Source organism: Streptomyces racemochromogenes (assembly GCF_044129415.1).
GTDB lineage: Bacteria > Actinomycetota > Actinomycetes > Streptomycetales > Streptomycetaceae > Streptomyces > Streptomyces racemochromogenes_A.
Map to the genome: position 1 here is coordinate 54,911 of NZ_JBBDHD010000011.1, position 24,092 is coordinate 79,002.

Here is a 24,092-nt window from a genome sequence, read left to right on the forward strand (position 1 = left end):
CATCCATCTGCACACACGAGGAGTACACACATGCCGTACATCAAGGTCGCCGAGGGCAACTCCGCGCCCGTCGAGCTCTACTACGAGGACCACGGCAACGGCCGCCCGGTCGTCCTCATCCACGGCTGGCCGCTCAACGGCGCCTCCTGGGAGAAGCAGACCGCTGCCCTCCTCGCCGCCGGGAACCGGGTCATCACCTACGACCGGCGCGGCTTCGGCCGCTCCGACCAGCCCGCCGACGGCTACGACTACGACACCTTCGCGGCCGACCTGAACCAGCTGCTGACCACCCTCGACCTGCGCGACGCCGTCCTGGTCGGCTTCTCCATGGGCACCGGCGAGGTGACCCGCTACCTCGGCACCTACGGCTCCGAGCGGGTCGCCAAGGCCGTCATGATCGGCGTGGTCCCGCCGTTCCTGCTCAAGACCGACGACAACCCCGCCGGGGTCGACGGCGTGGTCTTCAAGGGCATCGAGGAAGCCATCCGCGCCGACCGGTTCGCGTTCATGACCGCCTTCCTCGCCGACTTCTACAACGTCGACGTCCTGGGCGGCGAGCGCATCAGCGAGCAGGCGGTGCGGGCGAGCTGGAACGTCGCCGTCGGAGCCTCCGCCAAGGGCACCCTCGACTGCGTCCAGGCCTGGCTGACCGACTTCCGCGCCGACCTGCCCCGCATCGACGTCCCCACCCTGATCGTCCACGGCGACGCCGACCGCACCCTGCCCATCGACTCCACCGCGGTCCCGCTGGCCCGCCTGATCGACGGCGCCGAACTGGTCGTCGTCCCCGGCGGCCCGCACGGTCTCCTCTGGACCCACGCGGACGAGGTCAACGAGGCACTGCTCGCCTTCCTCGGCTGAGCCGGCCCCACCCCGACGCGCCGGTGGCCGTCTCCCGTCCGGGAGCGGCCGCCGGCCCCGCACCCCCGGGGGCCACCCCGGTACCGCCCCCGGAAACGCATTCGAGCCACACCACGACCGATCAAGGAGCCCGCATGTCCCACCGTCCGGTGCTGGAAGGCGCCGCCCAGGCCTTCGCCGACGCGACCGCGAAGCCGCCCTACCTCTACGAGGTCCCCGTCGCCGAAGGCCGTCGGGCCGTCGAGGGAGTGCAGAGCGGCGACGGCGTCGCCCTGCCGCCCGTGGACGAGGAGTGGATCGTGGTCCCCGGCGGCCCGACCGGCGAGGTCCGCACCCGCATCGTCCGCCCGCGCGGCGCCCCCGGCACCCTCCCCGTGGTCCTCTACATCCACGGCGCGGGCTGGGTGTTCGGCGACGCCCGCACCCACGACCGGCTGGTGCGCGAACTCGCCCTCGGCGCGCACGCCGCCGTCGTCTTCCCCGAGTACGACCGCTCGCCCGAGGCCCGCTATCCCGTCGCCATCGAGCAGAACTACACGGTCGCCCGGTGGATCACCACCGACGGCACCGCCCACGACCTCGACCCCGCGCGGATCGCCGTCGCCGGCGACTCCGTCGGCGGCAACATGAGCGCCGCCCTCACCCTGATGGCCAAGGAACGCGGCGACGTACGCCTCCTCGCGCAGGTGCTGTTCTACCCCGTCACCGACGCCTCCTTCGACACCGCCTCCTACACGGACTTCGCCGAGGGCTACTTCCTGCGCCGTGACGCCATGCGCTGGTTCTGGGACCAGTACACGACCGACCCGGCCGAACGCGCCCGGCCCACCGCGTCCCCGCTGCGCGCGAGCGTCGAGCAGCTCACCGGGCTCCCGCCGGCCCTGGTGGTCACCGCCGAGGCGGACGTGCTGCGCGACGAGGGCGAGGCGTACGCGGCCCGGCTGCGCGAGGCCGGTGTCCCCGTCAGCTCCCTGCGCGTGCTGGGCACCATCCACGACTTCGTGATGCTCGACGCGCTGCGCGACACCCGCGCCGCCCGCCTGGCCGTCCGCCTGGCCACCGACACCCTCCGCGAGGCCCTGGCATGAACGACACCGGCATGCCCGTCGCCGGCATGACGCCGTCCGCCCACCGTCACCCGGCCGCCGCGGACCTCGTCGTCCGCAACGCCAAGGTCCACACCGGAGACCCCCTCCGCCCCTCGGCGGGTGCGGTCGCCATCCGCGAGGGCCGCATCGTGGCCCTGGGAGACGATCACGACCTCGTCGACCTCATCGGCCCGGACACCCGGGTGGTCGACGCGCTGGGCCGCCGGGTCGTCCCCGGACTGAACGACTCGCACCTCCACGTCATCCGTGGCGGCCTGAACTACGTACTGGAACTGCGCTGGGACGGCGTACGGAGCCTGCGCCGCGCCCTGGCGATGCTGCGCGAGCAGGCCGGCCGGACCCCCAAGGGCCAGTGGATCCGTGTCGTCGGCGGCTGGACCCCCGAGCAGTTCGCCGAACGCCGCATGCCGACGGTCGCCGAACTGAACGCCGCCGCCCCCGACACCCCCGTCTTCGTCCTCCACCTCTACCAGTCGGCCCTGATGAACCGTGCCGCCGTCCGCGCCGCAGGCTTCACCCGCGACACCCCCGACCCGCGCGGCGGACAGATCGTACGCGGCCGCGACGGCGAACCCACCGGAGTGCTGCTGGCCGCCCCCGGCGCCCTCGTGCTGTACTCCACCCTCGCCAAGGCGCCGCGCCTGGACGAAGCCGACCGGCGCACCTCCACCCTGCACTTCCTGCGCGAACTCAACCGGTTCGGCCTCACCTCGGCGCTCGACGCCGCCGGCGGCTTCCAGAACTTCCCCGACGACTACGCCACCGTCACCGACCTGGCCCGCTCGGGGGAACTGTCCCTGCGCATCGCGTACTACCTCTTCCCGCAGACCGCCGGCCAGGAGCTGGACGACCTGCGCCGCTGGACCGAGGCCGTCCGTCCCGGCGACGGCGACGCATGGCTGCGCCTCGCCGGCGCGGGCGAGAACCTGACCTGGGCGGCGGCCGACTTCGAGAACTTCGCCGAACCCCGGCCCGCCCTCGACCCCGGCTACGAGGCCGAGTTCGAGCAGGCCGTGCGGCTGCTCATGGAGAACGGCTGGGGCTTCCGCCTGCACGCCACCTACGACGAGACCATCCGGCGCGACCTGGCGGTGTTCGAGAAGCTCGCCGTCGAAGGCCTCTTCCCCGCCGGGAACCGCTGGCTGTTCGACCACGCCGAAACGGTCCGCGACGACAGCCTCGACCGGATCGCCGCCCTCGGCGGCTCCCTGTCCGTGCAGAACCGGATGTCCTTCCAGGGCGCGGTCTTCCTCGACCGCTACGGCGCGCAGGCCACCGCCCGGACACCCCCGGTCTCCGCCATGCTCGACCGCGGGCTGACCGTCGCCGCCGGCACCGACGCGACCCGCGTGTCCTCCTACAACCCGTGGGTCGCCCTGCACTGGCTCGTCACCGGGCGGACCGTCGGCGGCACACCCCTGTACCCGTCCGCGAACCTCCTCGACCGACGCCAGGCGCTCGACCTCTATACCCGGGGCGGTGCCCGCCTGACCGGCGAGGAGGACGTCAAGGGCGTCCTGCGCGAAGGCTGCTACGCGGACCTGGCCGTTCTCTCCCACGACTACTTCACCGTGCCCGCCGAGACCATCCCCGACATCGAGTCGGTGTGCACGGTGGTCGGCGGACGCATCGTGCACGCCACGGCCGAGTACGCCGGCCTGGAGGAGGCGGTACCACCGGTCTCCCCGGCGTGGAGCCCGGTCGCCCACTTCGGCGGATACGCCGCCCGCGGCGACGGCGCCGCCCAGGCCGACACCGTGGCCGAGATGGTGGCCGAGTCCGAACTCCACCGGGCCTGGCGGGCGGCCCGCACCGGTGCCGGCCCCGCCCCCGGCCCGGCCTGCCCCGTCGACCCGTGCCTGACGCACTGAACGAGGAGGACCAGCAGATGAGCCCCGACGCCACCGCTGAGCCCACCGGCTCCCCACCCGCGCAGGAACCCGGGACCCCAGACACATCGGGGCGCCACTTCGAACCGGACCTGCGGGCGATGACCCGCATCAACCTGCGCCCCATCGCCTCGCCGATGCCACTGGGCTTCTTCACGGTGGCCATCGCCTCCCTGATGACCGGCTGCCTGCAACTGGGCGTCCTGGACACCACCGACCGACGGGCGGTCGCCCTGTGCGTACTGCCCGCCTTCGCCCTGCAACTCCTCGTCAGCCACCTGGCCTTCCAGGCCCGCGACGTGATCGCCGCGACGCTGATGGGCACCTTCGCCGGCAGCTGGCTCGCCTACGCCCTCGTCATGGGCAGCGGCGCCCCGGGCGGGACCCGGGTCCTCGGCGTCTTCAACCTGGCGTTCCTGTGCTTCGGGGCGCTGATGGCGGCCGTCACCCGGCCCAAGCGCGCCCTGTGGCTGGTCCTCGTCGCCTCCCTGCCCCGCTGGGCGGCCACCGGACTGGGCGGACTCACCGACACGGCATGGCTGACCCACACGGCGGGAGCCCTGGGCGTCCTGGTCGCCCTCGTCGCCACCTACGCGGCGTTCGCCCTCATGCTCGAAGACATGCGCGGCGAGGAAGTCCTGCCCATCGGCCGCAGCGGACCCGCCCACCACGCCATGGACGGCAACCTCACCGTCCAACTCCGCAACATCGAACGCCAGGCGGGCGTACGCCGCACCCTGTGAGCCGTCACCGCGACGCCCGGTCCGACGGGCCGGGCGCCCCGGCCGGCCGGAGGCGGGCGGCGGCCTGCCATTCGCGGGGCGTCATGCCGTAGGCGGCACGGAAGGCCCGGCTGAAGTGGGAGGGGCTGACGAACCCCCAGCGCTGGGCGACGGCTGCCACGGTCGGGACGGACCGGGCCGCCGGCCGGGCCAGTTCGCGGCGGCAGCGCTCCAGCCGCTCGCGCAGGATCCAGCGCCCCACCGTCGTGCCCCCGGTACGGAACAGCTTGTGCAGGTACCGCACCGAGATGTGGTGGGCCGCCGCGATCCGCTCCGGCCCCAGGGCGGGATCGCCCAGGTGGAGCAGGACGTACTCCTGCACACGGGTCAGCATGCCGTGCGCGTGCTCCGGAGCCTGCGGGTCGAGCCGGCCGCCCCGTTCGCGGAACAGGACGGCCAGCAGATCGGAGGTGGTCAGGGCGAGCCGGTGCGCGGTGTGCGGGTCGAATCCGGCGGCCTGTTCGGCCAGCCGGCCCAGGTACGCCGCCACCAGGCCGGACGTCCCGGAGGCGCCGTCGAACAGGGTGCCGGTGGCGGTGCGCAGATCGCCGTCCGGGACGCCCAGAGACGCCTTGGGCACCCGGAAGGCCGTGAAGCGGAAGGTGCCGGGCTGCTCGCGCCGGTAGGGCCGTCCGGCGTCCGAGCAGGTGAAGGTGCCGGGGCCGGCGACGGCCTGGCGGCCGCCCTGGGTGAGCCGTGCGCTTCCCCTCTGCTGGAGGGTGACGGTCAGGTACTCCTCACCGCCCTGGGCGATCCTGCGCGCGCTGCGGTCCACCGTCTGGGGTCCGGCTTCCACCTCCGAGATCTGGAGGGGGCCGAGCCGCCTGCTGGTGATCGTCCCGGCCGAGGGCACCGGTTCGTGCAGCCGGACGTCGAGCGGGATGAAGGTGCCGGACACCAGCTCGTGCCAGTACTCGGCGCGCTCACCGGGCGGCAGCGCGAGGGTGGACCGTATGACGGACATGTCAGGCTCCGGGTGCGGTAGGGGGCGCTCTGCACCCACTCTCGGACCCCCGCCCGCCGGGGCCATCCGTCACATGACGTACGTCGTGGACGCCCGCGTTCCTCAGTCCCCGGGTTCCCGCTCCACCACGTCGCGCAGCTGGCTGCGCGCCGACACCCCGAGGACGGGGAAGACCTGGTAGAGGTGCGTGCCGACGGTGCGCGGCGAGAGGAACAGCCGTTCGCCGATCTCCCGGTTGGTCAGACCCTGGGCGGCGAGGCGGACGATCCGCTGCCGCTGCGGGGTCAGCGAGCGCAGGGCACTGTGCGGTGCCGATTCGACGGCGATGCCGGCCGCGCGCAGTTCGGCCTCGGCGCGGGACGCCCAGGGGCCGGCGCCGAGCCCCTCGAAGACCGCGCGCGCCTTGGTCAGCGCCGCGCGGGCATCGGCGATCCGACGCTGCCGGCGCAGCCATTCGCCGTACTCCAGCCACACCTGGCCCCGCTCGAAGGGCCAGCGCCCGCCCGCCGGGTCCTCCAGGGCCTCCCGGAAGTGCGCTCCCGCGTCGGCCGGCTCGGCGAGCAGCGCCGTGGTACGCAGCAGGACCTGGCGCAGCCGGGCCGACGCCCCGTCGCCGACCTCGGCACGGACCCGGGCGAGGACGGTACGGGCGTCCTCGGCCTGGCCGGTGAGCGCGGCGGCGGCCGCGAGGTCGGCGACGGCGTAGCAGGACAGGTGGTAGTGCAGCGGTGCCCCCGCTCCGTCGTAGAGGGCACGCAGGTGGCGGTGGGCGGCGGTGTGGTCCCCGACGGCGGAGGCCGCCAGACCGGCGGCCCGGTGGGCGCGGGCCGCGGTGGCGAGCGCCCCGGCCGGTTCGGTGACGGCGAGGACGGCCGCCGCGTGGCTCAGGGCCGTCTCCACCTCGCCCGTCAGGGCGCACACGGTGGCCAGCGCGGCCAGGGCACGGGCGGGCCCGAGGGTGTGCCGGCCCGCCAGGAACGTTTCGGCCAGCCGCTCGACGCCGAGGCGGGCGTCGGCCCATCGGCCGCCGTCGAGATGGGCGAAGGCCAGGTCGGCGGCGGTGGTCCCGGCATGGAAGTCCGCGGCGCCCTCCCACTGCGGGTTGACGAGTTCACCGAGCAGGCTGATGGAGGTCTCGGTCTCGTCGAGCAGCAGGCACAGGACGCCCAGCGTGTGGCGCTCGGTGGGGAGCAGGCCGGGGGAGGCCGTCACGGCGGGCAGCAGTGCGCGGATCGCCGGTCCGTGGACGAACGGCGCCGTGCAGCCGGTGTCCCACAGGTGGAACGGGTGGGTGGCCATGCCGTCGTCGCCGGAGCGCGCCGCGAGCATGGGGCGGAGCCGCTCCCGCTGCGCGGGGAGCCCCGAGTGGTACGCGACGCCGGTGGCGATCGTGGAGACGCCCGCGTCGATCTGCGCCGAGCCGGGCAGCTCGTCGGGCACCACCAGGGCGAAGGCGCGCTCCAGGCGCAGGGTCAGCATGGCGACGAGGCCGCTGAGCGCCGATATCCAGCGCAGCGCCTCCGGGCCGACGTCGAGGCGGGAGGCGTCGGCGGCGAGGGCTTCGGCCCGCTCGGTGTCGCCGGCGACGACGGCCGCGTAGGCCGCGGTCGACAGCAGCCGGGTCCGCTCGGCCGTCACGGGGTGCAGCTGGGCCGCGCGTTCGAGGCCGGCGACGGTCTCGGCGACGGCGCCCCGGGCGAGGGCGCGCAGGGCGGTGCGCTCCAGCTCGCCCGAGACCTCCGGATCGGGGGCGACCGTGGCGGCGGACAGCTGCCAGGCCCGCCGGTCCGGGTCCGCGCCGAGGACGGCCGCGAGCGCCAGGTGTGCGCGTCGCCGTTCGGCGAACGGGGCGGCTCCGTAGACGGCGGAGCGGATCAGGGGGTGGCGGAAGGCGATGCGGTCGGCCTGGAGGCGTACGAGTCCTGCGCGTTCGGCGGGCAGCCACACGTCGGTGTCGGGGCCGGAAGGCAGTGCGGCGAGGACGTCGCCGAGGGCGGCGCCCTCGGCGGCCGCGGCGACCACCAGCGCGGCGCGGGTGGGGGCGGGCAGCGCGTCCAGCTGGTCGGCGAACGTACGCTCCAGCAGATCGGTGACCGGCACGGGGCCGACGGCGGGGAGGCGGCCGTCGCGGGCGGAGGACCGGGCCAGCTCGACCAGGGCCAGCGGGTTGCCGGCGGCGGTGTCGAGGAGGTGGCGGCGGGCCGCCCCGACGGGGGCGTCCGGCTGCGCGGCGAGGAGTTCCTCCGCCTCGGCGGGCGGGAGCGGGGGTACGACCAGCTCCGGGACGGCCGCGTCCAGCCAGTCGGGGCGCCACCCGCGGGCGGCGAAGGCCAGGGCGATGGACTCGCCGTCCAGGCGGCGGCTCAGGAAACCGAGCACCTGGCAGCTGCCGCGGTCGAGCCACTGCGCGTCGTCGACGGCCAGCAGCAGCCGCGCGGTGGACGCGGCCTGGGAGGTGAGGGTGAGCACGGCCAGGCTCATCATCATCAGGTCCGGCGGAGCCGGGTCGTCCCCGAGGCCGAACGCCGCCAGCAGTGCGGCGCGCTGACGGGGCGGCAGACCGCCGACGTCGTCGAGGAGCGGCAGCAGCAGCTGGTGCAGGCCGGCGAAGGCCAGCTCGGACTCGGCGGCGTTGCCCCGCACGCGCAGCACCCGGGCGCCGGCGCGGCCGGCCTCCTCGACGGCGGTGTCCAGGAGCAGGGTCTTGCCCACTCCGGCCTCCCCGAGGAGCAGCACCGACGACGCCGCTCGGGGGGAGAGCGCCTCGGCGATGAACGCCCGTTCTTCCTGACGTCCGATCACCACGGGACTCCCGAAACCTCATGCCTGCGAAGACGCGTCCTCCGCCCGCACCGTCCGGCGGCCCGGTCGGAGGGCACTGGCCGGAGCATAGTCGCCGCCGCCCCGATGACGAACTCGCGCTCCGTGCGGGCTCAGCGTCCCAGGCGGGCGTCGAGCCAGGTGAGGACCTCGGGGGTGACGGGGTCGGTGATGTCCGAGAACTCCCGGTGCTTGGTGAGGAACTTGGCGACGTAGGGGCAGACGGGCACGATCCGCTTGCCGGAGGCGCGGACGTCGGTCAGGGCCTGTTCGACGAGGATCGCGGCGAGGCCCCGGCCGGCGTAGGCGTCGTCGATCTCGGTGTGGAAGAAGACCCGCTGCTCGTCGCGGTCGCGGTACGCGGTGAGGCCGGCGCGTGCGTCGTCGACGAGGATCTCGTAGCGGTGGCGGGCGTCGACGCGCACGACGGCGGGGGCGGTGGTGCTGAGGGCGGTGGTCTGGTCGCTCATGACGGGCCTTCCGGGGCGATGTCAGCGGTGGGAGGGGTTCTTGCGGGGTGTGATGACGGCGTTGGGCAGGGCTGGGGCGGGGAGCCGCTCGCCGGGGTAGCCGTCGACGGTGCCGAAGCGGTCGGAGGCCCGCTCCCACTCCTCCCGCGCTTCGACGATGTCCTGGTGGCTGCGGCCGATGAAGTTCCACCACATCACGATCTCCTCCTCGAAGGGTGGGCCGCCCAGGAGGACCGTCCGGGCCGGGTGGCCGGAGTCGTTGGCCAGGGTGAGGGTGGTACGGCCGGGGGCGGCGTAGCCGAGTTCGGCGGGACGCAGGGGCGTGCCTTCGAAGCGGACGTCGCCGGTGTCGACGAGCAGACCGTGTTCGAACTCCGGGTCCGCGTCGAGGGTGACCGTGGCGCCGGCGTCGATCAGGATCTCGGCGCCGAGGAGCGGGGTGAAGGTGCGGACGGGGGAGGCCTGGCCCGCGAGGGTGCCCAGGAAGACCCGCAGGCCTGCGCCGTCGACGCGGACCGGTCCGGGTGCGTGGTGCTGGAACTCGCGGGGCGCGTGGCGGTGTTCGTCCGGAAGGGCCACCCAGAGCTGTACGCCGTGCAGTACGGTGGTGGCGGGGGTGGAGACCTCGGTGTGGCTGATGCCGTGTCCGCCGGTCATGAGGTTGATCTCGCCGGGCCGCACGTGGGCGTGGGTGCCCAGGCTGTCGCGGTGTTCGATCTCGCCGCTGAACAGCCAGCTCACGGTCTGGAGTCCGGTGTGCGGGTGGGGTGCGACGTCCATTCCGCCGGAGTCGGCGACCCGGTCGGGGCCGTAGTGGTCGGCGAAGCACCAGGCCCCGATGAGCGTCCGGTCCCGCTGCGGCAGGGTGCGCCGTACCGTCATCGCCCGAGGTCCGCCCAGAGGGACGTCCCGGGCGGAGAGGACCTCGACCGCGGCCTCGGTCCCTGCCTCCGCGTGCTCCATCTCCCGGCCCCTCTCCAAAATAGTTTCGTTTTCAACAACTATCGGTGATCATAGTCCCGAAGACGACCCAGGACAACAGGCGAAGGAGCCCACGGTGACCGAGACGGCGCGGACCGCGGAAGCGCACCCGACCAAGGACCGGATCTACCTCGACAAGCAGAGCCCCGCCGCGTACCGGGCGCTGGTCAAGACCGCGGACACCGTCCGTGCGACGGCCGCCGAGGCCGGCCTGGACCGCATCCTGGTCGAGCTGGTCAACCTGCGGGTCTCCCAGCTCAACGGCTGCGCCTCCTGCCTCGACGTCCACACCCGCGCCGCCCTGCGCGCCGGAGAGGCCGCCCGGCGCCTGGGCGTGCTCGCGGCCTGGCGCGACACCGACCTCTTCACCGCCCCCGAGCGCGCGGCCCTCGGCCTCGCCGAGGCCACCACGCACCCCGCCGACGCCCTCGCGCAGGAACGGGCGTACGCGCAGGCGCGCGAGGTCTTGGACGACGACGAGATCTCGGCCGTGATCTGGGTGGCGATCACGATCAACGCCTTCAACCGGGTCTCGATACTCAGCAAGCACCCGGTACGGGACGCGCCCGCCCGCTGACCGGGCGCTCGTCGGGGGTCAGCAGGCGGTGGTGCCGCAGCAGGCGTCCGGGGTGCCTTCGGCGCTCTTGCCCAGGGTGTCGGCGTCGGTCTTGACGACGTAGCCCTCCCACGGCTCCTTTCCGGGGCCGGTGACCCACACCTTGTCCTGGAGGGCGTAGCAGCAGGAGGTGTCGTTCTCCTCGAAGGTGGCCAGGCCCGCGTCCTTGAGCCGGGTGGTGGCCGCGGTGACGTCCTCGGTGGAGGCGACCTCCACGCCGAGGTGGTCCAGGCGGGTGTCCTCGCCGGCCTCGCCCTCGATGAGGACGAGCTTGAGCGGGGGCTCGGTGACGGCGAAGTTGGCGTAGCCCTCGCGCCGCTTGGCCGGCTCGGTGCCGAACAGCTTGGAGTAGAAGGCGATCGAGGCTTCGAGGTCGGCAACGCGCAGGGCGAGCTGGACACGGGACATGGCGGTCTCCCAACTGCTGTTTCGACATCTGTCGATATAGCTCGACCTTGCCACCGGGATCGACGGCTGTCAATATTGAGGAATGTCGAAACAAGCTGGTCTGCCGGTGCTCGGACAGGACGAGGAGACGGCGTGCTGCGCGCCGATGGTCCGCGAGCCGCTCGGCGAGGAGGCCGCGGCCGAGCTGTCGCGGATGTTCAAGGCCCTGTCGGACCCGATCCGGCTGCGCCTGCTGTCCCTGATCGCCTCCCACGAGGGCGGCGAGGCGTGCGTGTGCGACCTCACCGGCCCGTTCGACGTCTCCCAGCCGACGATCTCCCACCACCTGAAGGTGCTGCGCGAGGCCGGGCTGGTCGGTTCCGAGCGGCGTGGAACGTGGGTGTACTACTGGGTGCTCCCCGAGGCCCTGGCGAAGCCGGCGGCCCTGCTGGAGATTCCCGCCGTGTCCGCGAAGACCCCCGCGTGAGCGCGCCCGCCCCGCTGCTGCGCCGGGCCGCCGTCGAGGGCCTGGGGACGGCCGCGCTGGTCGCGGTGGTGGTCGGCTCCGGGATCCAGGCCACCGAACTGACCCACGACGTCGGGACGCAGCTGCTGGCCGACTCACTCGCCACCGTCTTCGGCCTCGGCGTGCTCATCGCCTTCCTGGGCCCGGTGTCCGGGGCGCACTTCAATCCCGCGGTCACCCTGGCTGCCTGGTTCACCGCCCGCCGCACCGGCGACGGCCCCGCCCTGCGCGACGTCGCCGCGTACCTGCCCGCCCAGGTCGCCGGGGCGGTCGGGGGCGCGGTGCTGGCCGACGCGATGTTCGGCAAGCCGCTGGTCGCCTTCTCCACCCACGAGCGGTGGGCCGGACACCTGTGGCTGGCCGAAGTCGTGGCCACCGCCGGGCTCGTCTGGCTCGTCTTCGGCCTGGCCCGCGCCGGCCGCGCGCACCTGGCGCCGCTGCTGGTCGCCGCCTACATCGGTGCGGCGTACTGGTTCACCTCCTCCACGTCCTTCGCCAACCCGGCCGTGACGATCGGCCGGGCGTGCACCGACACCTTCGCCGGCATCGCCCCCGCCTCCGTGCTGCCGTTCCTCGCCGCGCAGCTGCTCGGCGCCGCCGCCGGTCTCGGCCTGGTCGCCGTCTGCTTCGGCCGCCCGGCCGCCGCGGACCGGGACGAGGTCGTCGTCCCCCGGACAGGGCGGCAGCCCGTCGCCCCCGCCCGTTCCACCGAAGAAAGCGCCCTGGCCTGATGAGCGCCTCCGCCACCCCGTCCGTGCTGTTCGTCTGCGTGCACAACGCCGGCCGGTCCCAGATGGCCGCCGCGTTCCTCACCCACCTCGGCGGTACCCGCGTCCAGGTCCGCTCCGCCGGATCCGCCCCCGCCGTCACGGTGAATCCGGCCGTCGTGGAGGCCATGGCCGAGGTCGGCATCGACATCTCCGCCGAGACCCCCAAGGTCCTCACCACCGGGGCCGTGCAGGCCTCGGACGTGGTGATCACCATGGGCTGCGGCGACGCCTGTCCCTACTTCCCCGGCAAGCGGTACCTCGACTGGCAGCTGGAGGACCCCGCCGGGCAGGGCGTCGAGGCGGTCCGGCCGATCCGCGACGAGATCGAACGCCGCATCCGCGGCCTGCTCGCCGAGCTCGGCATCGAGCCCGCGGCGTGACGGCCCCCGAGACCGGCGTGCGCATCGCGCCCCTGCGCCCGGAGCACGCCGAGCAGGTCCTGGCGATCTACCAGCTCGGCATCGACGAGGGCGACGCCACCTTCGAGACCGGCGCCCCGGCCTGGGAGGCGTTCGACAGGGCCAAGCTGCCCGACCACCGCCTGGTCGCGCTCGACGGCGGCCGGGTGCTGGGGTGGGCCGCCGTCGTGCCCGTATCCGACCGGTGCGCCTACGCCGGCGTCGTCGAGCACTCCGTCTACGTCCACCCCGACGCCCGCGGCCGGGGGGTCGGCCTCGCGCTGCTGGAAGCGCTGCTCGCCTCCACCGACGCCGCCGGGATCTGGACGGTGCAGTCCGGCATCTTCCCGGAGAACACCGCCAGCCTCGCCCTCCACCGACGCGCCGGGTTCCGCATCATCGGCACCCGCGAACGCATCGGTCGCCACCACGGCACATGGCGCGACGTCGTCCTCGTCGAACGCCGAAGCCCCCTCGTCAACTGAACGCCGGAGGCGCGGACACGGGTGCGGGGCCCGACGAGTGCAGCGCGGCCAGAGCCTGTGCCGCCTCCCGGAGGGTCTGCTCGGGGTGCAGGACGCCTTCGGGGACGGGAGTGCCCAGCCGCTCTTCGAGGATGAGGCCGAGCTCGACCAGGGCGAGGGAGTCGACGGCCGTTTCCCCGAGGGAGGTGTGGGCGTCGGCGCTGCCGGGCGGCGTGTCGAACCTGGTCACGAGGGTGTCGATGAGGACGGCCAGCACGGCGTCGGACATGGAAGTGCCTTTCGGGGGAGTGGGCTCGCGGTGCCTGAGTGGTCGGGGTGGCCGGGCGGCCCTCACAGCGCGGGCAGGTCCGGCCAGGTGAGCGCGGCGGCGCCCCAGGTGGCTCCGCCGCCGAAGGCGGTCAGGACGACCCGCTCGCCCTTCCGGAGCCTGCCCGTGCTGTGGCCGTCGGCCATGGCCAGGGGAATCGAGGCCGCGGCGGTGTTCCCCACGCGGTCGATGTTGACCAGCGCGCGCTGCGGCGGGAGGTTCAGTTTCTCCGCGACGGCCCGCAGGATGCGGGTGTTGGCCTGGTGACCGATGAGGTGGTCGACGTCCTCGACGCTCCAGCCGACGTCGTTCAGGACGCTGCGCGTGGACTGGGCCATGTGCCGTACGGCCGCCATGAACACGGGGGTTCCCTGCATCCGGAAGTACGGATCGTCGGGGGCGGCGTCGCCGCGGCCCCCGCGCACGGTGATGAGGTCGGCCATGGTCCCGTCGCTGCCGAGGTGCATGGATTCCAGCGATCCCGGCTCGCCGCGTTCCCCGGCCCGCAGCAGCACCGCGCCGGCGCCGTCTCCGAAGATGACGCCGGTGGTGCGGTCGGCCGGGTCGAGGAGGGTGCTGAACGTCTCCGCACCGATGACCAGGGCCCGGCGGGCGGACCCCACCTGTACGGCCGCCGCGGCGGCGTGCAGCGCGTAGAGGAAGCCGGTGCAGACGGCGGAGACGTCGTAGGCGGCGACGCCCGTCAGCCCCAGCTTCGTGGCGACGGTGGGTGCCGTGGCGGGGCACGGCCGGTCGGGGGTGGTGGTGGCCACGACGACCAGGTCCACCTGCTCCTCACCGGCGTTCTCCAGCGCGCGGCGTCCCGCCTGGACCGCCAGGTCGCTGGTGGTGGTACCCGGGTCGACGTGGTGGCGCCGGGCGATGCCCGTACGGGTGCGGATCCACTCGTCGGTGGTGTCGAAGCGCAGGGCCAGGTCGTGGTTGGTGACGACGCGGGGCGGGAGGTGTCCTGCGACCGCGGCGACGACCGCTGTCCGAATCATGGGGCGGGCAGCCTTCGGGTAGGGGGAGGCGAGTGGCTCAACGGGTGGTCGGGAAGGGTGGTCGAGAACGCGAGGGCTCAGGGCTGGCGCAGGACGAGGGTTCCCCAGTGGAACCCGGCCCCGATCCCGCAGATGACGGAGGTGTCTCCCGGGCGTAGGCCCCCGCGGCCGACGACGCGGTGCAAGGCGGTGAACACCCCCGCCGATCCGGTGTTGCCCAGCTCGTCCAGCGTGACCGGCATGCGGGACGCGGGAATGCCCAGCCGGCGCTGCGCCGCCTGCAGGATGTTGAGGTTGGCCTGGTGGAGGAAGTAGTGGTCGATGTCCTGGGGGGTCAGGCCCGCACGGCCGACGGCGTTGCCGATGCTCTCGGGAAGGCGGTGGGTGGCGGTGTCCCACACGGCCCGGCCGTCCATGACGACGTAGTGGCCGCCGGAGGAGACGCTCTCCGTGCTGGCGGGGCGACGGGACCCTCCGGCGGGCACCTGGACGGCGTAGGACAGCTCGGATCCGATGTCGTAAGCGAGGAGCCCGGCCCCCTCGGTTTCGGTGCGGCTGAGGACCGCGGCCGCGGCCGCGTCGCCGAAGAACACGCCGGCGGTGCGGTCGGTGGGGCTGATGATGCGCGAGGCACAGTCGGCCCCGACGACCAGCACGTGCCGGAAGCACGGGTTGTGCAGCAGGTGGGAGGCGATGAGCAGAGCGTGGATGCCCGATGCGCAGGCGGCCTGCGACACGTCCAGGGCGAGCGCTCGCTGCGCCCCGAGGGCGTCCTTGAGCATCACGGACGTCGAAGGCATCGGCTGGTCCTGGGTGTAGCTCGCCACGATGACGGCGTCCAGGTCCCGTGCGTCGGTACCGGAGGCCCGCAGGGCGGGGAGGGCCGCGGCGAGACACATGTCGGAGGTCGCGAGGTCCGGCGCGAGCCGCCGCCGCTCGCGGATGCCCGTGCGGGAGGTGATCCAGTCGCCGTTGCGGTGCGTGACCCGGGTGATCTCCTCGTTGGTGACGACGGTGGGCGGGACGTGAAGTCCGCTCCCGGTGATGGCGAAGGACCCCGACGGGCCGGTTCCCGTGTGGGAGGCCTCCGCTCCGGGGAGGAGGCGGGTGCTCATGCCACGACGCTCCGCTCTGCCGAGGTCAGGACGGCGAGGTCGGCGTAGAAGCGACCCGAGGGGCGGGGCAGGCCCAGCAGGATGCGCCGGGCCGCCTCCGCGGTGAGGGCGCCCCCCAGCGCGACCCCGGACGCCAGTTGCGGCCAGCTGCTCAAGGTCGTCCCGAGGCGGGCGATCGAGGCCTCCAGCTCGGCACTGATGCGGTCCCGGTCGACCATGGCCAAGATGACGTCGACCTTCTCCTCGGGTGTGAGGTCCTTGAGGTCCTCCGCGGTGGCGTCGCCGAGGATCCCGTGCAGGAGCGGACGTTCCGGTTCCAGGTCGAAGCGCTCCACGTCCAGCAGGCCGCGGTCGTTGGCGTCCATCACCACCGGCACGCGCAGGTGCCGCGCCCATTCCCGGGCGGCGAGCTTGACCCGCGGGTCGTCGCACTCCTCCACGAGCAGGTCGATGCTCCCGTGTCCACCGGTGAAGAACTCCGCCATCGACGCGTCGTCCAGGCCGCGCGGGAAGATCTCGATGTCGAGCCAGGGGTCGATCTCCGCCATCTGCCGGGCGGCGATCACGCACTTGTTGAGACCCAGGTGGTGCACCCCGGCCCGGAGCCGGTTGAGATTGGAGACGCTGAGCGCGTCGAAATCCGCCAGCTTGTAGGCGCCGGCGATGCCCTCCATCGCGAAGGTGAGCGCGGCACTGCTGCCCACCGACAGGCCGATGATGCCCACCCGGCGTTCCAGCAAGTGCCGCTGCTGCGGCCGTTCGATGCGCCCGCGGTTACGGTCCGTGCGCACCAGGCGGAACTCCTCACGGGGGAGCAGGTGCACGAGCCGCCCGGACCAGGGGTACCACACCCACGTTCCGTACTCCCGCACCGGCCGTCCCGCCAGCTGCGCGGCGACGGCCCGCTCCACGTCCTCCGGCCGGCAGCGCAGTGCCGGTTCGCGGCAGGTGACCAGTTCCACCAGCTGCTCCGCGACGGTGTCCGCCACCTCCCGCACGCCGCCCGAACCCAGCAGGGCCTCGAAGGCCGCGGCGTCCCCGGGCCGCCGGAGATCGAACAGGGTGGGGCGCCAGCACGGCTCGTCCCCGTCCGCGTCCACGGCGGGGGGCTCGGCGACCGGTCCGGCGGCCGGGCCCGCACCGCCTTCGTCCCACTGCGCCGCGTCGATGTCCGACAGGGGCCTCACCAGTCCGGGGAAGGCCTCTTCCAGTTCGTCGACGAGGGCGGCGTACGCGCCGGAACCGCCTGTGGGCCGGTACAGCATGACCACGACGTCCTCCGTGTACTGCTCCACGTACCGGCGGGTGCCCGCGACGTGCCGGAAGCCGAACCGCGCGTGGAAGAGGTCCTGCCCGTCCGCCGTGCCGGACGTGCCGACCATGGCCTTGGCGCCGAGGTGGCGGGCCGCCGCGATGGCCACGGCGTTGAGGTGGACGCCGAGGCCGAGCTTGCGCGCCCTGTGCTCCACGACCAGACGACTGTGCTCGAACGTTTCTTCCTCGCCGAGGCCGTGTGCCAGCAGGAAATCCCGGTACCGCTCCTCACCCATGAAGGAACGTGTCTGGAACAGCTCGCCCGCCTCCGGCGTGCACAACCGGACGTAGCCCAGTGGCGGGCCGTCCGCCTGGCGTCTCGCCACGAAGTGCCAGGCACCGTAGTCCAGTTCCTGGTCGTCGGCGTAGACCCCCCGGCCCTTGCGGAACTCGGGCCGTCGGCCGTGGTCGAAGAGGATGCGTGCCCGCAGCCGCCGGACGCGCTCGGCCACGGCTTCGCAGCCGGGCCCGCGCTCCAGGTGAAAGGCGGTCACCAGCCATCGGGTCGTGGTCGGAACCGTCTGCATGGGCACGAAGGCCTCCCCCGTCATCAACTGAAGATCGGAACTGACTGAGCCATGGGGCGTCGGCCTGGGAAACGATCAAGAGGCACCGTCGTTACGGTGCAAGTAATCGAACTGACGGTCGTTGCGCATCCTTCCGGGTGATGGTGCCCGCAGGGGGCGCACGCCAGCGTGAAGTGGGCGCCCAGCAGCCCACTGGCGGCTCTGACGTGCGAAGTTGCCCGGACCGACCCGGCGCCGTTACCCGCCCGGCCGCCGCCCAGCGCGCACGGCTCCGGCGCACGCCTCCCCAACCCACCGGCGCACTCAAGGCCAGTCCAACGCGCCCCCACGCGCCCACCGTCACCACCCCACCACGCTCCGAACACTTCGGGGGACGGGCGAATGCAGGGCCCTGAGCGGGGCAGACGGCTGTGGGGAGGTCACTTCTCTTCGGTGCGGGTGTCAGAAGGGACTGGCATGTCCGGTAGCAGGGCCGCTGCCCGTATCCGCCATCCGCGCCACGAACGGCGCGGCGAAGCCAGGCTGCCCGCGGTCGTCGCCGTGTTGGCGGCCCTCCTTCTCTACCTGGCGCTGCCACAGAAGCTGTTGATCGCTCCGCGCTACGTGCTCCCAGCCCTGGAGGTACTGCTCCTCCTGCCGTTGATCGCGATCAACCCGCGTCGTCTGACCCGCCAGACGAAGGTGTTCCGCTTCCTGTCGGTGGCGCTGGTCATGCTCATCGTGGGGAGCAATCTGACCGCCCTCGGCATCCTCGTCCACGAGCTCCTCTACGCCGGAGTCGACGACGGGCGTTCCCTGCTCGTGGCGGCACTCCAGGTGTGGCTGACGAACGTCATCGCGTTCGGGCTGGCGTACTGGGAACTCGACCGCGGCGGCCCCGTCAGCCGTACCCAGACCCCTCGTGAAGAGCTGCAACTCGCCGACTTCCGTTTCTCGCAGGACGAGAACGACGACGCGGTGCAGGAAGTGGCGGACGGCGCCAGCAAGGCTTCCGACTGGGTCCCCACCCTCATCGACTACCTGTACGTGTCCCTGACGAACTCGACCGCCTTCAGCCCGACCGACACGATGCCCCTGTCCGCGCGCGCCAAGGTGCTCATGGCCGTGCAGAGCGTGGCGGCGCTGCTGACGTCGCTTCTGGTCATCGCCCGGGCGGTCAGCATCCTGCGCTGAACGCCGCACTCCGCCGCCGGCGGATCCGAGGTGCCCTCCTGCCGGCCGAAGACCAGCTCCAGCGGCGTGCCGGCCGGACCTTGATCAGGTTCGGGCTGTAGCCGCCCCGAACGACCACGTCCACCCGCTGGACACCGTCCTCCAACCGGGCGGATCCGGCTCGGCGGGGGCCGGCTCTCGCCTCCCCGTCCGGCCCGCCCTTCCGGCATGCGCCCCCTCGCGGTGCCGCGAGGCAGGGACCGGGCGGCCCCGGAAGGGACCCGTTCGGCCCCGTCCCCCGCAGCCCGGTCTGCGTGACGATGCAGGCAGGACGAACCCCGTCGACGAAGAAGGCGAGCGGTGATGATGTTCTGGTACGACCCCGACGGCAGCGGATGGGGCTGGTTCGCGATGACGGCCGGCATGATCCTGTTCTGGGCGCTGATCATCGCCGCGGCCGTGCTCCTCGTGCGGGCCCTGAACCGCCCCCAGGAGCACACTCACACCCCGGCCGACGCCCCGGCACCCGAACACATTCTCGCCCAGCGACTGGCCCGAGGAGAGATCGACGCGGACGAGTACGAGCGCCGCCTGGCCGTCCTGCACGGCCACCCCCGGAACGCCCCCTAGCCCGTTTCCCCGTACTGCTGCGGGGCGGTACGGTCGCGCCGGCTTTTCGTGACGGCGTTCAGTGGGGGGAAGTGGTGGGGGAGTTCCGTGGTGAGGGCGGCCGCCGCGGGGGAGAGCCAGCGTCGGCGGTGGCGGGCCAGTTGGACGGTGACGTCGGGGAACCGCGGGCCGGGCACCTGTGCCAGGCGGCCCGTTTCCAGCGCTTCCGCGACGTTGGCGCGGGCCAGCAGGCTGAGGCCGAGGCCCGCCGCGACGCAGGACCTGGCGACCTCCAGACTGCCGAAGCGCGTGATGCGGGGCTGTGTGCCCCGGGCCGCGGTGAGCAGCTGTTCAAGGAAGCGGTCGCTGTACGAGCAACCCTGCTCGTGCAGGAAGTAGTCCTCGCGGGCCAGCTCCGCCCAGTCGGTGGGCGCATCCGGGGTTCTGCGGGCGGCGGGGTGCTCGGGCGAGCAGACGAGGACCAGCGGTTCGCGGGCCAGCGGTGTGCAGGCGATGTCGCGGAACGAGGCCTCGTCCTCCAGCAGCAGCGCCAGGTCCAGCTCGCCGGTGCGCAGCGCTGCCACGGCGGCCGAAGTCCCCATCGTGCGCATGTCCACTTCGATCCCGGGGTGGCTGCGCCGGAGCGCGGCGATGAGTCCCGGCAGCCGGGCGGAGACCAGCGTCTCGCCGGCCGCGAGCACCACGCGTCCGGTCACCCGACCGCCCGTGCCGCCGGCCGAGGAGGCGACCGCCCGCAGCCGGGACTCGGCCTCCAGGACTGCCTCGGCCTGCCCCAGTACCTCATGTCCGGCGCCCGTGAGCACCACCCCGCGCGGCAGCCGGTCGAACAGGCGCAGGCCGAGTTCCTTCTCCAGCGCCTGCACCTGGGCGGTGACGGTGGACTGGACGAGGTGCAGGCGTTCCGCGGCCGCGGTCAGGTTGCCGGTCCGGGCAACGGTGGTGAAGGTGCGCAGGAGTCTGGTGTCCATGCCGTAGACGATAGTCGCCCTCATCGGAGACATCGATGGCTGCGATCCGTATCCATCGTTTGTGGGGATGTCTGCGCGGGTGTGACAGTGGGGGCATGAACCTGAGGACGCACCCCGAAATCCTGCGCTACAGCGCCTTCACCACCGACCCCGCCGGTGGCAATCCGGCCGGCGTCGTGCTGGACGCGGCCGCACTCGACGACGCCGCCATGCTCGCGACCGCCGCCGAAGTCGGCTACTCGGAGACCGCTTTCGTCACGGCCGCCGACCACGCGGCGCGCCGGTTCCGGCTGCGCTACTTCAGCCCGCTGGCGGAGGTGGCCTTCTGCGGGCACGCGACCGTCGCCACCGCGGTGGCTCTGGCGGAGCGGCTCGGTCCCGGCCCGCTCGTCTTCGACACGCCGGTGGGTGAGATCGCCCTGGACACCTCCGCCGAGCCCGGAGGCTCCGTGACGGCGACGCTCACCAGCGTCCCCACCCGCTCCCGGCCGGCGGCCGACGAGGAGGTGAACGCCTCCCTCGCGGCCCTGCACTGGTCCCCCGAAGACCTCGACACCGCACTCCCCCCGCACGTTGCCTTCGGCGGGAACGAGCACCTGGTCCTGGCCGTGGCCACCCGCGAGCGTCTCGCGGCCCTCGACTACGACTTCGACGCCCTGGCCGAGGTGATGCACCGTCACGGCTGGACCACGCTCCAGCTGGTCTGGCGCGAGGCCCAGGACCTCTTCCACGCCCGCGACCCCTTCCCGATCGGCGGTGTCGTCGAGGACCCGGCCACCGGAGCCGCGGCCGCCGCCTTCGGCGGCTACCTGCGCACCCTCGGCGCCCTCCCGCCCTCCGGCGCCTTCACCATCCGCCAGGGCGAGGACCTCGGCCGGCTCAGCCTGCTCCGGGTCGAGGCGTCCACCACGGACCCACGGGTGTGGGTGAGCGGGCAGGCGGTGGCGATCGCCGGCACGAGCGCACGCACCGTCGAGGTCGAAGCCGGGCGGACCGGCCGCGCGCAGGGCTGAAAAAGCTGCCGGGAGGGGCGGCTGCGGCAGCGCCTCACGTTCCTCAGCCGTCCGACGGCGCCGTCCGGCCGTCCCCTGGAGGAAAGGCGGGGTCGGGGATCTCGCGCCGGAGCACCGGGGCGACGTCCGACTGGAAGAGCTCCAACGAGGCGCGGTGCTCGGCGTGGGTGAGCCCGCCCGGTTCGGCCTGGAGGTGCAGGACGGTGTGGCCGAACTCCGCGTGGTAGCGGTGGACCTTCGCGATCACCTGTTGGGGGCTGCCGATCAGCGCCGAGCTGCGCTCGATGAAGTCCTCCAGCGTCGGGAACACCGGGTCCAGCCCCTGCCGCGCGTGCGCGTCGAGGTACCGGGCGAAGGCCGGCCGGTAGGCCCGTACCGCCTGCTGCGACGTGGGGGCCGTGTGGAAGCCGGCCGTGCCCGCGCCGACGACCGCGTGGGCCGGATCGTGCCCGTAGTGCCGCCAGCGCTCCCGGTAGTGGCGGACCAGCTCGGCGTAGGGGCCGATGGGATGGGTGACGTTCGCGGAGAAGAGGGGGTCCCCGTGGCGGGCGGCGAGGTCGACGGACTCCCGGCTCGTGGCGCTGCCGTGCCAGATCCGGACGGCCCGCTGGTACGGCCTCGGCAGCACCTCCGCCCCGTGCAGCGCGGGGCGGAAGCGCGGCTCGGCGGTGACCTTGTCCTCGCGCCAGATCCGCCGGAACAGTTCGTAGCCCTCGATGTTGCGCTCCCACTGCTCCTCGGGGGTGACGTCGAACAGCTCCCGCTGGGCCGTGCCGTTGCCCTTGCCGATCATCAGCTCCAGGCGGCCGTCGCTGAGGTGGTCGAGCGTCGCGTAGTCCTCGTACGCCCGCACCGGATCGAGCAGGCTCAGGGTGGTGACGGTGGTGAACAGCCGGATCCGGCGGGTCAGCGCGGCGATGTGGGAGAGCACCACCGGCGGCGAGGAGGACAGGAACGGCCGTTCGTGGCGCTCACCCACCCCGAAACCGTCGAAGCCGAGCGACTCCGCCAGCTGCGCGGCGGCCACGACCTCGCGGAACCGCTCGCGCGTGGGGGTGGGGGCGCCCGTCACCGGGTCCGTGGAATCCGTGATCAGGGTGATGGCGAGGAACTTCACGCGACCACCGCCCGTCGGGCCGCCGGGAGAGGCAATGAGGACACGTCGGAATCAGCCTTCCTTCTCAAGGGTGTTCGGCGGGTGTACCGACGGGGGCCCGGACCGCCATGAAGAAGGGGCGGTGGCGCACCGTGAATCCGATCGACTCGTAGAGGCGGACGGCGCCGGTGTTGGCCGCGGAGGTGTGCAGGAAGGGGATCTCGCCCCGCTCCCGGATGCCCGCCGCCACGGCGCGCACCAGCCGGGTCGCCAGGCCCCGGCCCCGGTACCCGGGATGGGTGCACACCGCGCTGATCTCGGTCCACCCGGGCGGGTGCAACCGTTCCCCGGCCATGGCGATCAGCCGGCCCCGGTGGCGGATGCCGAGATAGGTCCCCAGTTCCACGGTGCGGCGCAGGAAGGGCCCCGGCTTCGCCAGCCCGGTCAGGGCGAGCATCGCCGGTACGTCGGCGGGCCCCAGTCGGACCGCCTCCGGGGCGGGTTCGGCGCGCAGGGAGGTGCCGACGAGCTGGACCCCCGCGACGGAGCCGACGGTCTCCCAGCCCTCGGGCGGCGTCAGGAGCCCGGAGAGGGCGGCGGTCCGGCCCGGGCCGACCAGGAGGGCCAGGTCCGCCCAGGAGCGGGGGTCGGCCGGGTCGGCGAGGGCGGCGAAGGGGGAGACGTCCGGGTCGTAGCGGGCGGCGCGGGAGGTGCCGGGCGGCGTTCCGCACGGGTGCTCCGCGAAGCCGGAGTGCGCACCGGCCAGCGAGGCCCACGCCGCGTTGTCCAGGACGTGCGGGGAGGTTGCGGCCCGCGCGGGCGCGCCGAGGTCCGTGCCCGTCTCCGTGCCCGTCTCCGTCTCCGTGCCCGCGCTCATGAGGCGGCCGGAGGGAGGCCGGGCGGGTTCACCTCGGAGGTGGTGACGGCCTCGTTCGAGAGGTTCCAGGCGGCGAGGACGCGGGCGTACTGGCCGTTTGCGATGAGGTGGTCGACCGCGCCCGCCAGCGGCTTCGCCAGCCCGCTGTCCTTCTTCGCCGTCGCGGCGATCAGCCCCTGGAGGCCCTCGCCTGCCCCGGAGAACGAACCCGCGGTGCGTGTGGGGGCGCCGCTGCTCGCGGTCTGCGTGACGTGGTACGCGATGGAGGGGTTCGGGCCGAAGCTGAGGTCGATCTTCCTGCCGCTCAGCGCCAGGTAGACGCTGTTGGGGTCGGGGAAGTATTTGACCTCGACGTCCTTGCCCTCGGACCGGAGCTTCGCCTGCCACTCCAGGAGGATCTTCTCCTGGTTGGTGCCCTTGCTCACCGACACCGTCTTCCCCGCCAGGGCGTGGTAGTCGCCACCGAAGTTCCAGGTGCTGTCCTTCAGCACCTCGAAGGCCAGGTTGTCCTGCCGGTAGGAGGCGAACTCGTACTTCTTCTTGCGGTCCTCGGTGACCGTCACGTTCGAGAAGGCCGCGTCGACCTTGCCGCTGTCGATGCCGACGAAGAGGTTCTCCCACGTGGAGTTCTTGAACACCGGCTTCAGCCCCAGGGTCGCGGCGACCAGGCGGCCGAGATCCGGCTCCGCGCCCGTGAGGGTCTTCTGGTCGGTGCCGACGTAGGCGAGCGGCGGGAAGCCGGCGGGCAGGGCGCCGACGCCGATGACCAGCTCGCCGCGCTCGCGCACGTCCTTCGGCAGCTGTGCGCGCAGGGACTGGACGACGGGGACGGACAGTTCGGCCTGCCGGGCGGCCCCGTTGGAGACGGCGCCGATGGTCACCCTGCCCGTCGCGGCGCTGTCGGCCTCGGCCTCGCCGCCGCACGCCGTGAGCCCCGCGGCGAGGGAGGCGGTCGCGGTCACCGCGCCGAGGCCGCGGACGAATCTGGAGCGCAGAGTGGACTGGCGTCGCATGGGGTTCCTTCTCGTGGG

At 73.3% G+C, this 24,092-nt stretch carries 25 protein-coding genes; 12 read left to right on the plus strand and 13 right to left on the minus strand.

Translation table 11 applies throughout. The annotated features are described in order from the left end of the window. Window positions 1-30 precede the first annotated feature (30 nt). The 4 genes from WDV06_RS06670 (at window position 31) to WDV06_RS06685 (ending at window position 4,602) form a co-directional block, all read left to right on the plus strand. A complete protein-coding gene (locus tag WDV06_RS06670) occupies window positions 31-861 on the plus strand; it encodes an alpha/beta fold hydrolase (RefSeq protein WP_395508707.1) in 831 nt (276 codons plus the stop codon). Window positions 862-995: 134 nt separating this feature from the next. Then, window positions 996-1,949, plus strand: a complete 954-nt coding sequence (locus tag WDV06_RS06675) for an alpha/beta hydrolase (RefSeq protein WP_395508708.1) — start codon at window positions 996-998, stop codon at window positions 1,947-1,949. Continuing rightward, a complete protein-coding gene (locus tag WDV06_RS06680) occupies window positions 1,946-3,841 on the plus strand; it encodes an amidohydrolase (RefSeq protein ID WP_395508709.1) in 1,896 nt (631 codons plus the stop codon). The genes WDV06_RS06675 and WDV06_RS06680 overlap by 4 nt, the downstream gene beginning before the upstream one ends. 17 nt (window positions 3,842-3,858) lie before the next feature. Next, window positions 3,859-4,602 carry a GPR1/FUN34/YaaH family transporter gene (locus WDV06_RS06685; protein WP_395508755.1) on the plus strand — a complete coding sequence of 248 codons (744 nt, stop codon included), beginning with the start codon at window positions 3,859-3,861 and terminating at the stop codon, window positions 4,600-4,602. Window positions 4,603-4,606: 4 nt separating this feature from the next. Here WDV06_RS06685 and WDV06_RS06690 read toward each other — a convergent pair whose 3' ends face one another. The 4 genes from WDV06_RS06690 to WDV06_RS06705 all read right to left on the minus strand — a co-directional run bounded on the left by WDV06_RS06690 (window position 4,607) and on the right by WDV06_RS06705 (window position 9,858). Continuing rightward, window positions 4,607-5,596, minus strand: coding sequence for an AraC-like ligand-binding domain-containing protein (locus tag WDV06_RS06690; RefSeq protein ID WP_463668208.1), 990 nt, complete (start codon window positions 5,594-5,596; stop codon window positions 4,607-4,609). 111 nt (window positions 5,597-5,707) lie between these two features. Beyond that, window positions 5,708-8,407 carry an AAA family ATPase gene (locus tag WDV06_RS06695; protein ID WP_395508711.1) on the minus strand — a complete coding sequence of 900 codons (2,700 nt, stop codon included), beginning with the start codon at window positions 8,405-8,407 and terminating at the stop codon, window positions 5,708-5,710. Between the two features lie 131 nt (window positions 8,408-8,538). Continuing rightward, entirely contained in the window at window positions 8,539-8,895 is a 357-nt protein-coding gene (locus tag WDV06_RS06700) for a GNAT family N-acetyltransferase (RefSeq protein WP_395508712.1), read from the minus strand. Between the two features lie 21 nt (window positions 8,896-8,916). Continuing rightward, window positions 8,917-9,858, minus strand: coding sequence for a pirin family protein (locus WDV06_RS06705; protein WP_395508713.1), 942 nt, complete (start codon window positions 9,856-9,858; stop codon window positions 8,917-8,919). Between the two features lie 94 nt (window positions 9,859-9,952). On the opposite strand from WDV06_RS06705, the gene WDV06_RS06710 reads away from it, so the two are divergent. After that, complete coding sequence (locus WDV06_RS06710) at window positions 9,953-10,453, plus strand: carboxymuconolactone decarboxylase family protein (protein WP_395508714.1); 501 nt, start codon at window positions 9,953-9,955, stop codon at window positions 10,451-10,453. Between the two features lie 18 nt (window positions 10,454-10,471). Here the strand turns inward: WDV06_RS06710 and WDV06_RS06715 are convergent, their stop codons facing one another. Then, complete coding sequence (locus WDV06_RS06715) at window positions 10,472-10,900, minus strand: ArsI/CadI family heavy metal resistance metalloenzyme (protein WP_395508715.1); 429 nt, start codon at window positions 10,898-10,900, stop codon at window positions 10,472-10,474. Window positions 10,901-10,982: 82 nt separating this feature from the next. On the opposite strand from WDV06_RS06715, the gene WDV06_RS06720 reads away from it, so the two are divergent. Genes WDV06_RS06720 through WDV06_RS06735 form a run of 4 tightly spaced genes read left to right on the plus strand, consistent with a single transcriptional unit; the run spans window position 10,983 to window position 13,058 of the window. Next, window positions 10,983-11,366 (plus strand): ArsR/SmtB family transcription factor, encoded by a 384-nt coding sequence (locus tag WDV06_RS06720; RefSeq protein ID WP_395508716.1) that lies wholly within the window; start codon window positions 10,983-10,985, stop codon window positions 11,364-11,366. Further along, window positions 11,363-12,136 (plus strand): aquaporin, encoded by a 774-nt coding sequence (locus tag WDV06_RS06725; protein WP_395508717.1) that lies wholly within the window; start codon window positions 11,363-11,365, stop codon window positions 12,134-12,136. Before WDV06_RS06720 ends, WDV06_RS06725 begins: the two co-directional genes overlap by 4 nt. Then, window positions 12,136-12,555, plus strand: coding sequence for an arsenate reductase ArsC (locus tag WDV06_RS06730; protein WP_395508718.1), 420 nt, complete (start codon window positions 12,136-12,138; stop codon window positions 12,553-12,555). The genes WDV06_RS06725 and WDV06_RS06730 overlap by 1 nt, the downstream gene beginning before the upstream one ends. Next, window positions 12,552-13,058, plus strand: a complete 507-nt coding sequence (locus WDV06_RS06735; RefSeq protein WP_395508719.1) for a GNAT family N-acetyltransferase — start codon at window positions 12,552-12,554, stop codon at window positions 13,056-13,058. The genes WDV06_RS06730 and WDV06_RS06735 overlap by 4 nt, the downstream gene beginning before the upstream one ends. Here WDV06_RS06735 and WDV06_RS06740 read toward each other — a convergent pair. The 4 genes from WDV06_RS06740 to WDV06_RS06755 form a co-directional block, all read right to left on the minus strand. Then, window positions 13,051-13,326: an acyl carrier protein gene (locus WDV06_RS06740; RefSeq protein WP_395508720.1), complete on the minus strand. Its 276-nt coding sequence runs from the start codon at window positions 13,324-13,326 to the stop codon at window positions 13,051-13,053. The two genes, WDV06_RS06735 and WDV06_RS06740, sit on opposite strands and share 8 nt — an antisense overlap. A gap of 62 nt (window positions 13,327-13,388) precedes the next feature. Further along, window positions 13,389-14,369, minus strand: coding sequence for a beta-ketoacyl-ACP synthase III (locus tag WDV06_RS06745; RefSeq protein ID WP_395508721.1), 981 nt, complete (start codon window positions 14,367-14,369; stop codon window positions 13,389-13,391). Between the two features lie 77 nt (window positions 14,370-14,446). After that, window positions 14,447-15,484: a 3-oxoacyl-ACP synthase III family protein gene (locus tag WDV06_RS06750; RefSeq protein WP_395508722.1), complete on the minus strand. Its 1,038-nt coding sequence runs from the start codon at window positions 15,482-15,484 to the stop codon at window positions 14,447-14,449. After that, window positions 15,481-17,349 carry a ThiF family adenylyltransferase gene (locus WDV06_RS06755; RefSeq protein WP_395508723.1) on the minus strand — a complete coding sequence of 623 codons (1,869 nt, stop codon included), beginning with the start codon at window positions 17,347-17,349 and terminating at the stop codon, window positions 15,481-15,483. Before WDV06_RS06755 ends, WDV06_RS06750 begins: the two co-directional genes overlap by 4 nt. Window positions 17,350-17,781: 432 nt before the next feature. Between WDV06_RS06755 and WDV06_RS06760 the strand changes: the two genes are divergently transcribed. Beyond that, complete coding sequence (locus WDV06_RS06760; protein ID WP_395508724.1) at window positions 17,782-18,498, plus strand: hypothetical protein; 717 nt, start codon at window positions 17,782-17,784, stop codon at window positions 18,496-18,498. A 342-nt stretch (window positions 18,499-18,840) separates the two neighbouring features. Next, on the plus strand, window positions 18,841-19,107 hold the full coding sequence (locus WDV06_RS06765; RefSeq protein ID WP_395508756.1) for an SHOCT domain-containing protein: 267 nt from the start codon (window positions 18,841-18,843) through the stop codon (window positions 19,105-19,107). On the opposite strand, the gene WDV06_RS06770 is transcribed toward WDV06_RS06765, so the two are convergent. Then, window positions 19,104-20,075 carry a LysR family transcriptional regulator gene (locus WDV06_RS06770; RefSeq protein ID WP_395508725.1) on the minus strand — a complete coding sequence of 324 codons (972 nt, stop codon included), beginning with the start codon at window positions 20,073-20,075 and terminating at the stop codon, window positions 19,104-19,106. The genes WDV06_RS06765 and WDV06_RS06770 overlap by 4 nt on opposite strands. A 95-nt stretch (window positions 20,076-20,170) precedes the next feature. Between WDV06_RS06770 and WDV06_RS06775 the strand changes: the two genes are divergently transcribed. Then, a complete protein-coding gene (locus tag WDV06_RS06775; RefSeq protein WP_395508726.1) occupies window positions 20,171-21,088 on the plus strand; it encodes a PhzF family phenazine biosynthesis isomerase in 918 nt (305 codons plus the stop codon). Window positions 21,089-21,131: 43 nt separating this feature from the next. Here WDV06_RS06775 and WDV06_RS06780 read toward each other — a convergent pair whose 3' ends face one another. The 3 genes from WDV06_RS06780 to WDV06_RS06790 all read right to left on the minus strand — a co-directional run bounded on the left by WDV06_RS06780 (window position 21,132) and on the right by WDV06_RS06790 (window position 24,074). Beyond that, window positions 21,132-22,205, minus strand: coding sequence for an LLM class flavin-dependent oxidoreductase (locus tag WDV06_RS06780; protein ID WP_395508727.1), 1,074 nt, complete (start codon window positions 22,203-22,205; stop codon window positions 21,132-21,134). Window positions 22,206-22,269: 64 nt separating this feature from the next. Continuing rightward, on the minus strand, window positions 22,270-23,061 hold the full coding sequence (locus WDV06_RS06785) for a GNAT family N-acetyltransferase (protein ID WP_395508728.1): 792 nt from the start codon (window positions 23,059-23,061) through the stop codon (window positions 22,270-22,272). Then, the gene (locus WDV06_RS06790) at window positions 23,058-24,074 is read right to left on the minus strand and encodes a transporter substrate-binding domain-containing protein (RefSeq protein ID WP_395508729.1); all 1,017 of its coding nucleotides are present in this window, start codon (window positions 24,072-24,074) and stop codon (window positions 23,058-23,060) included. The genes WDV06_RS06785 and WDV06_RS06790 overlap by 4 nt, the downstream gene beginning before the upstream one ends. Window positions 24,075-24,092: the final 18 nt, after the last annotated feature.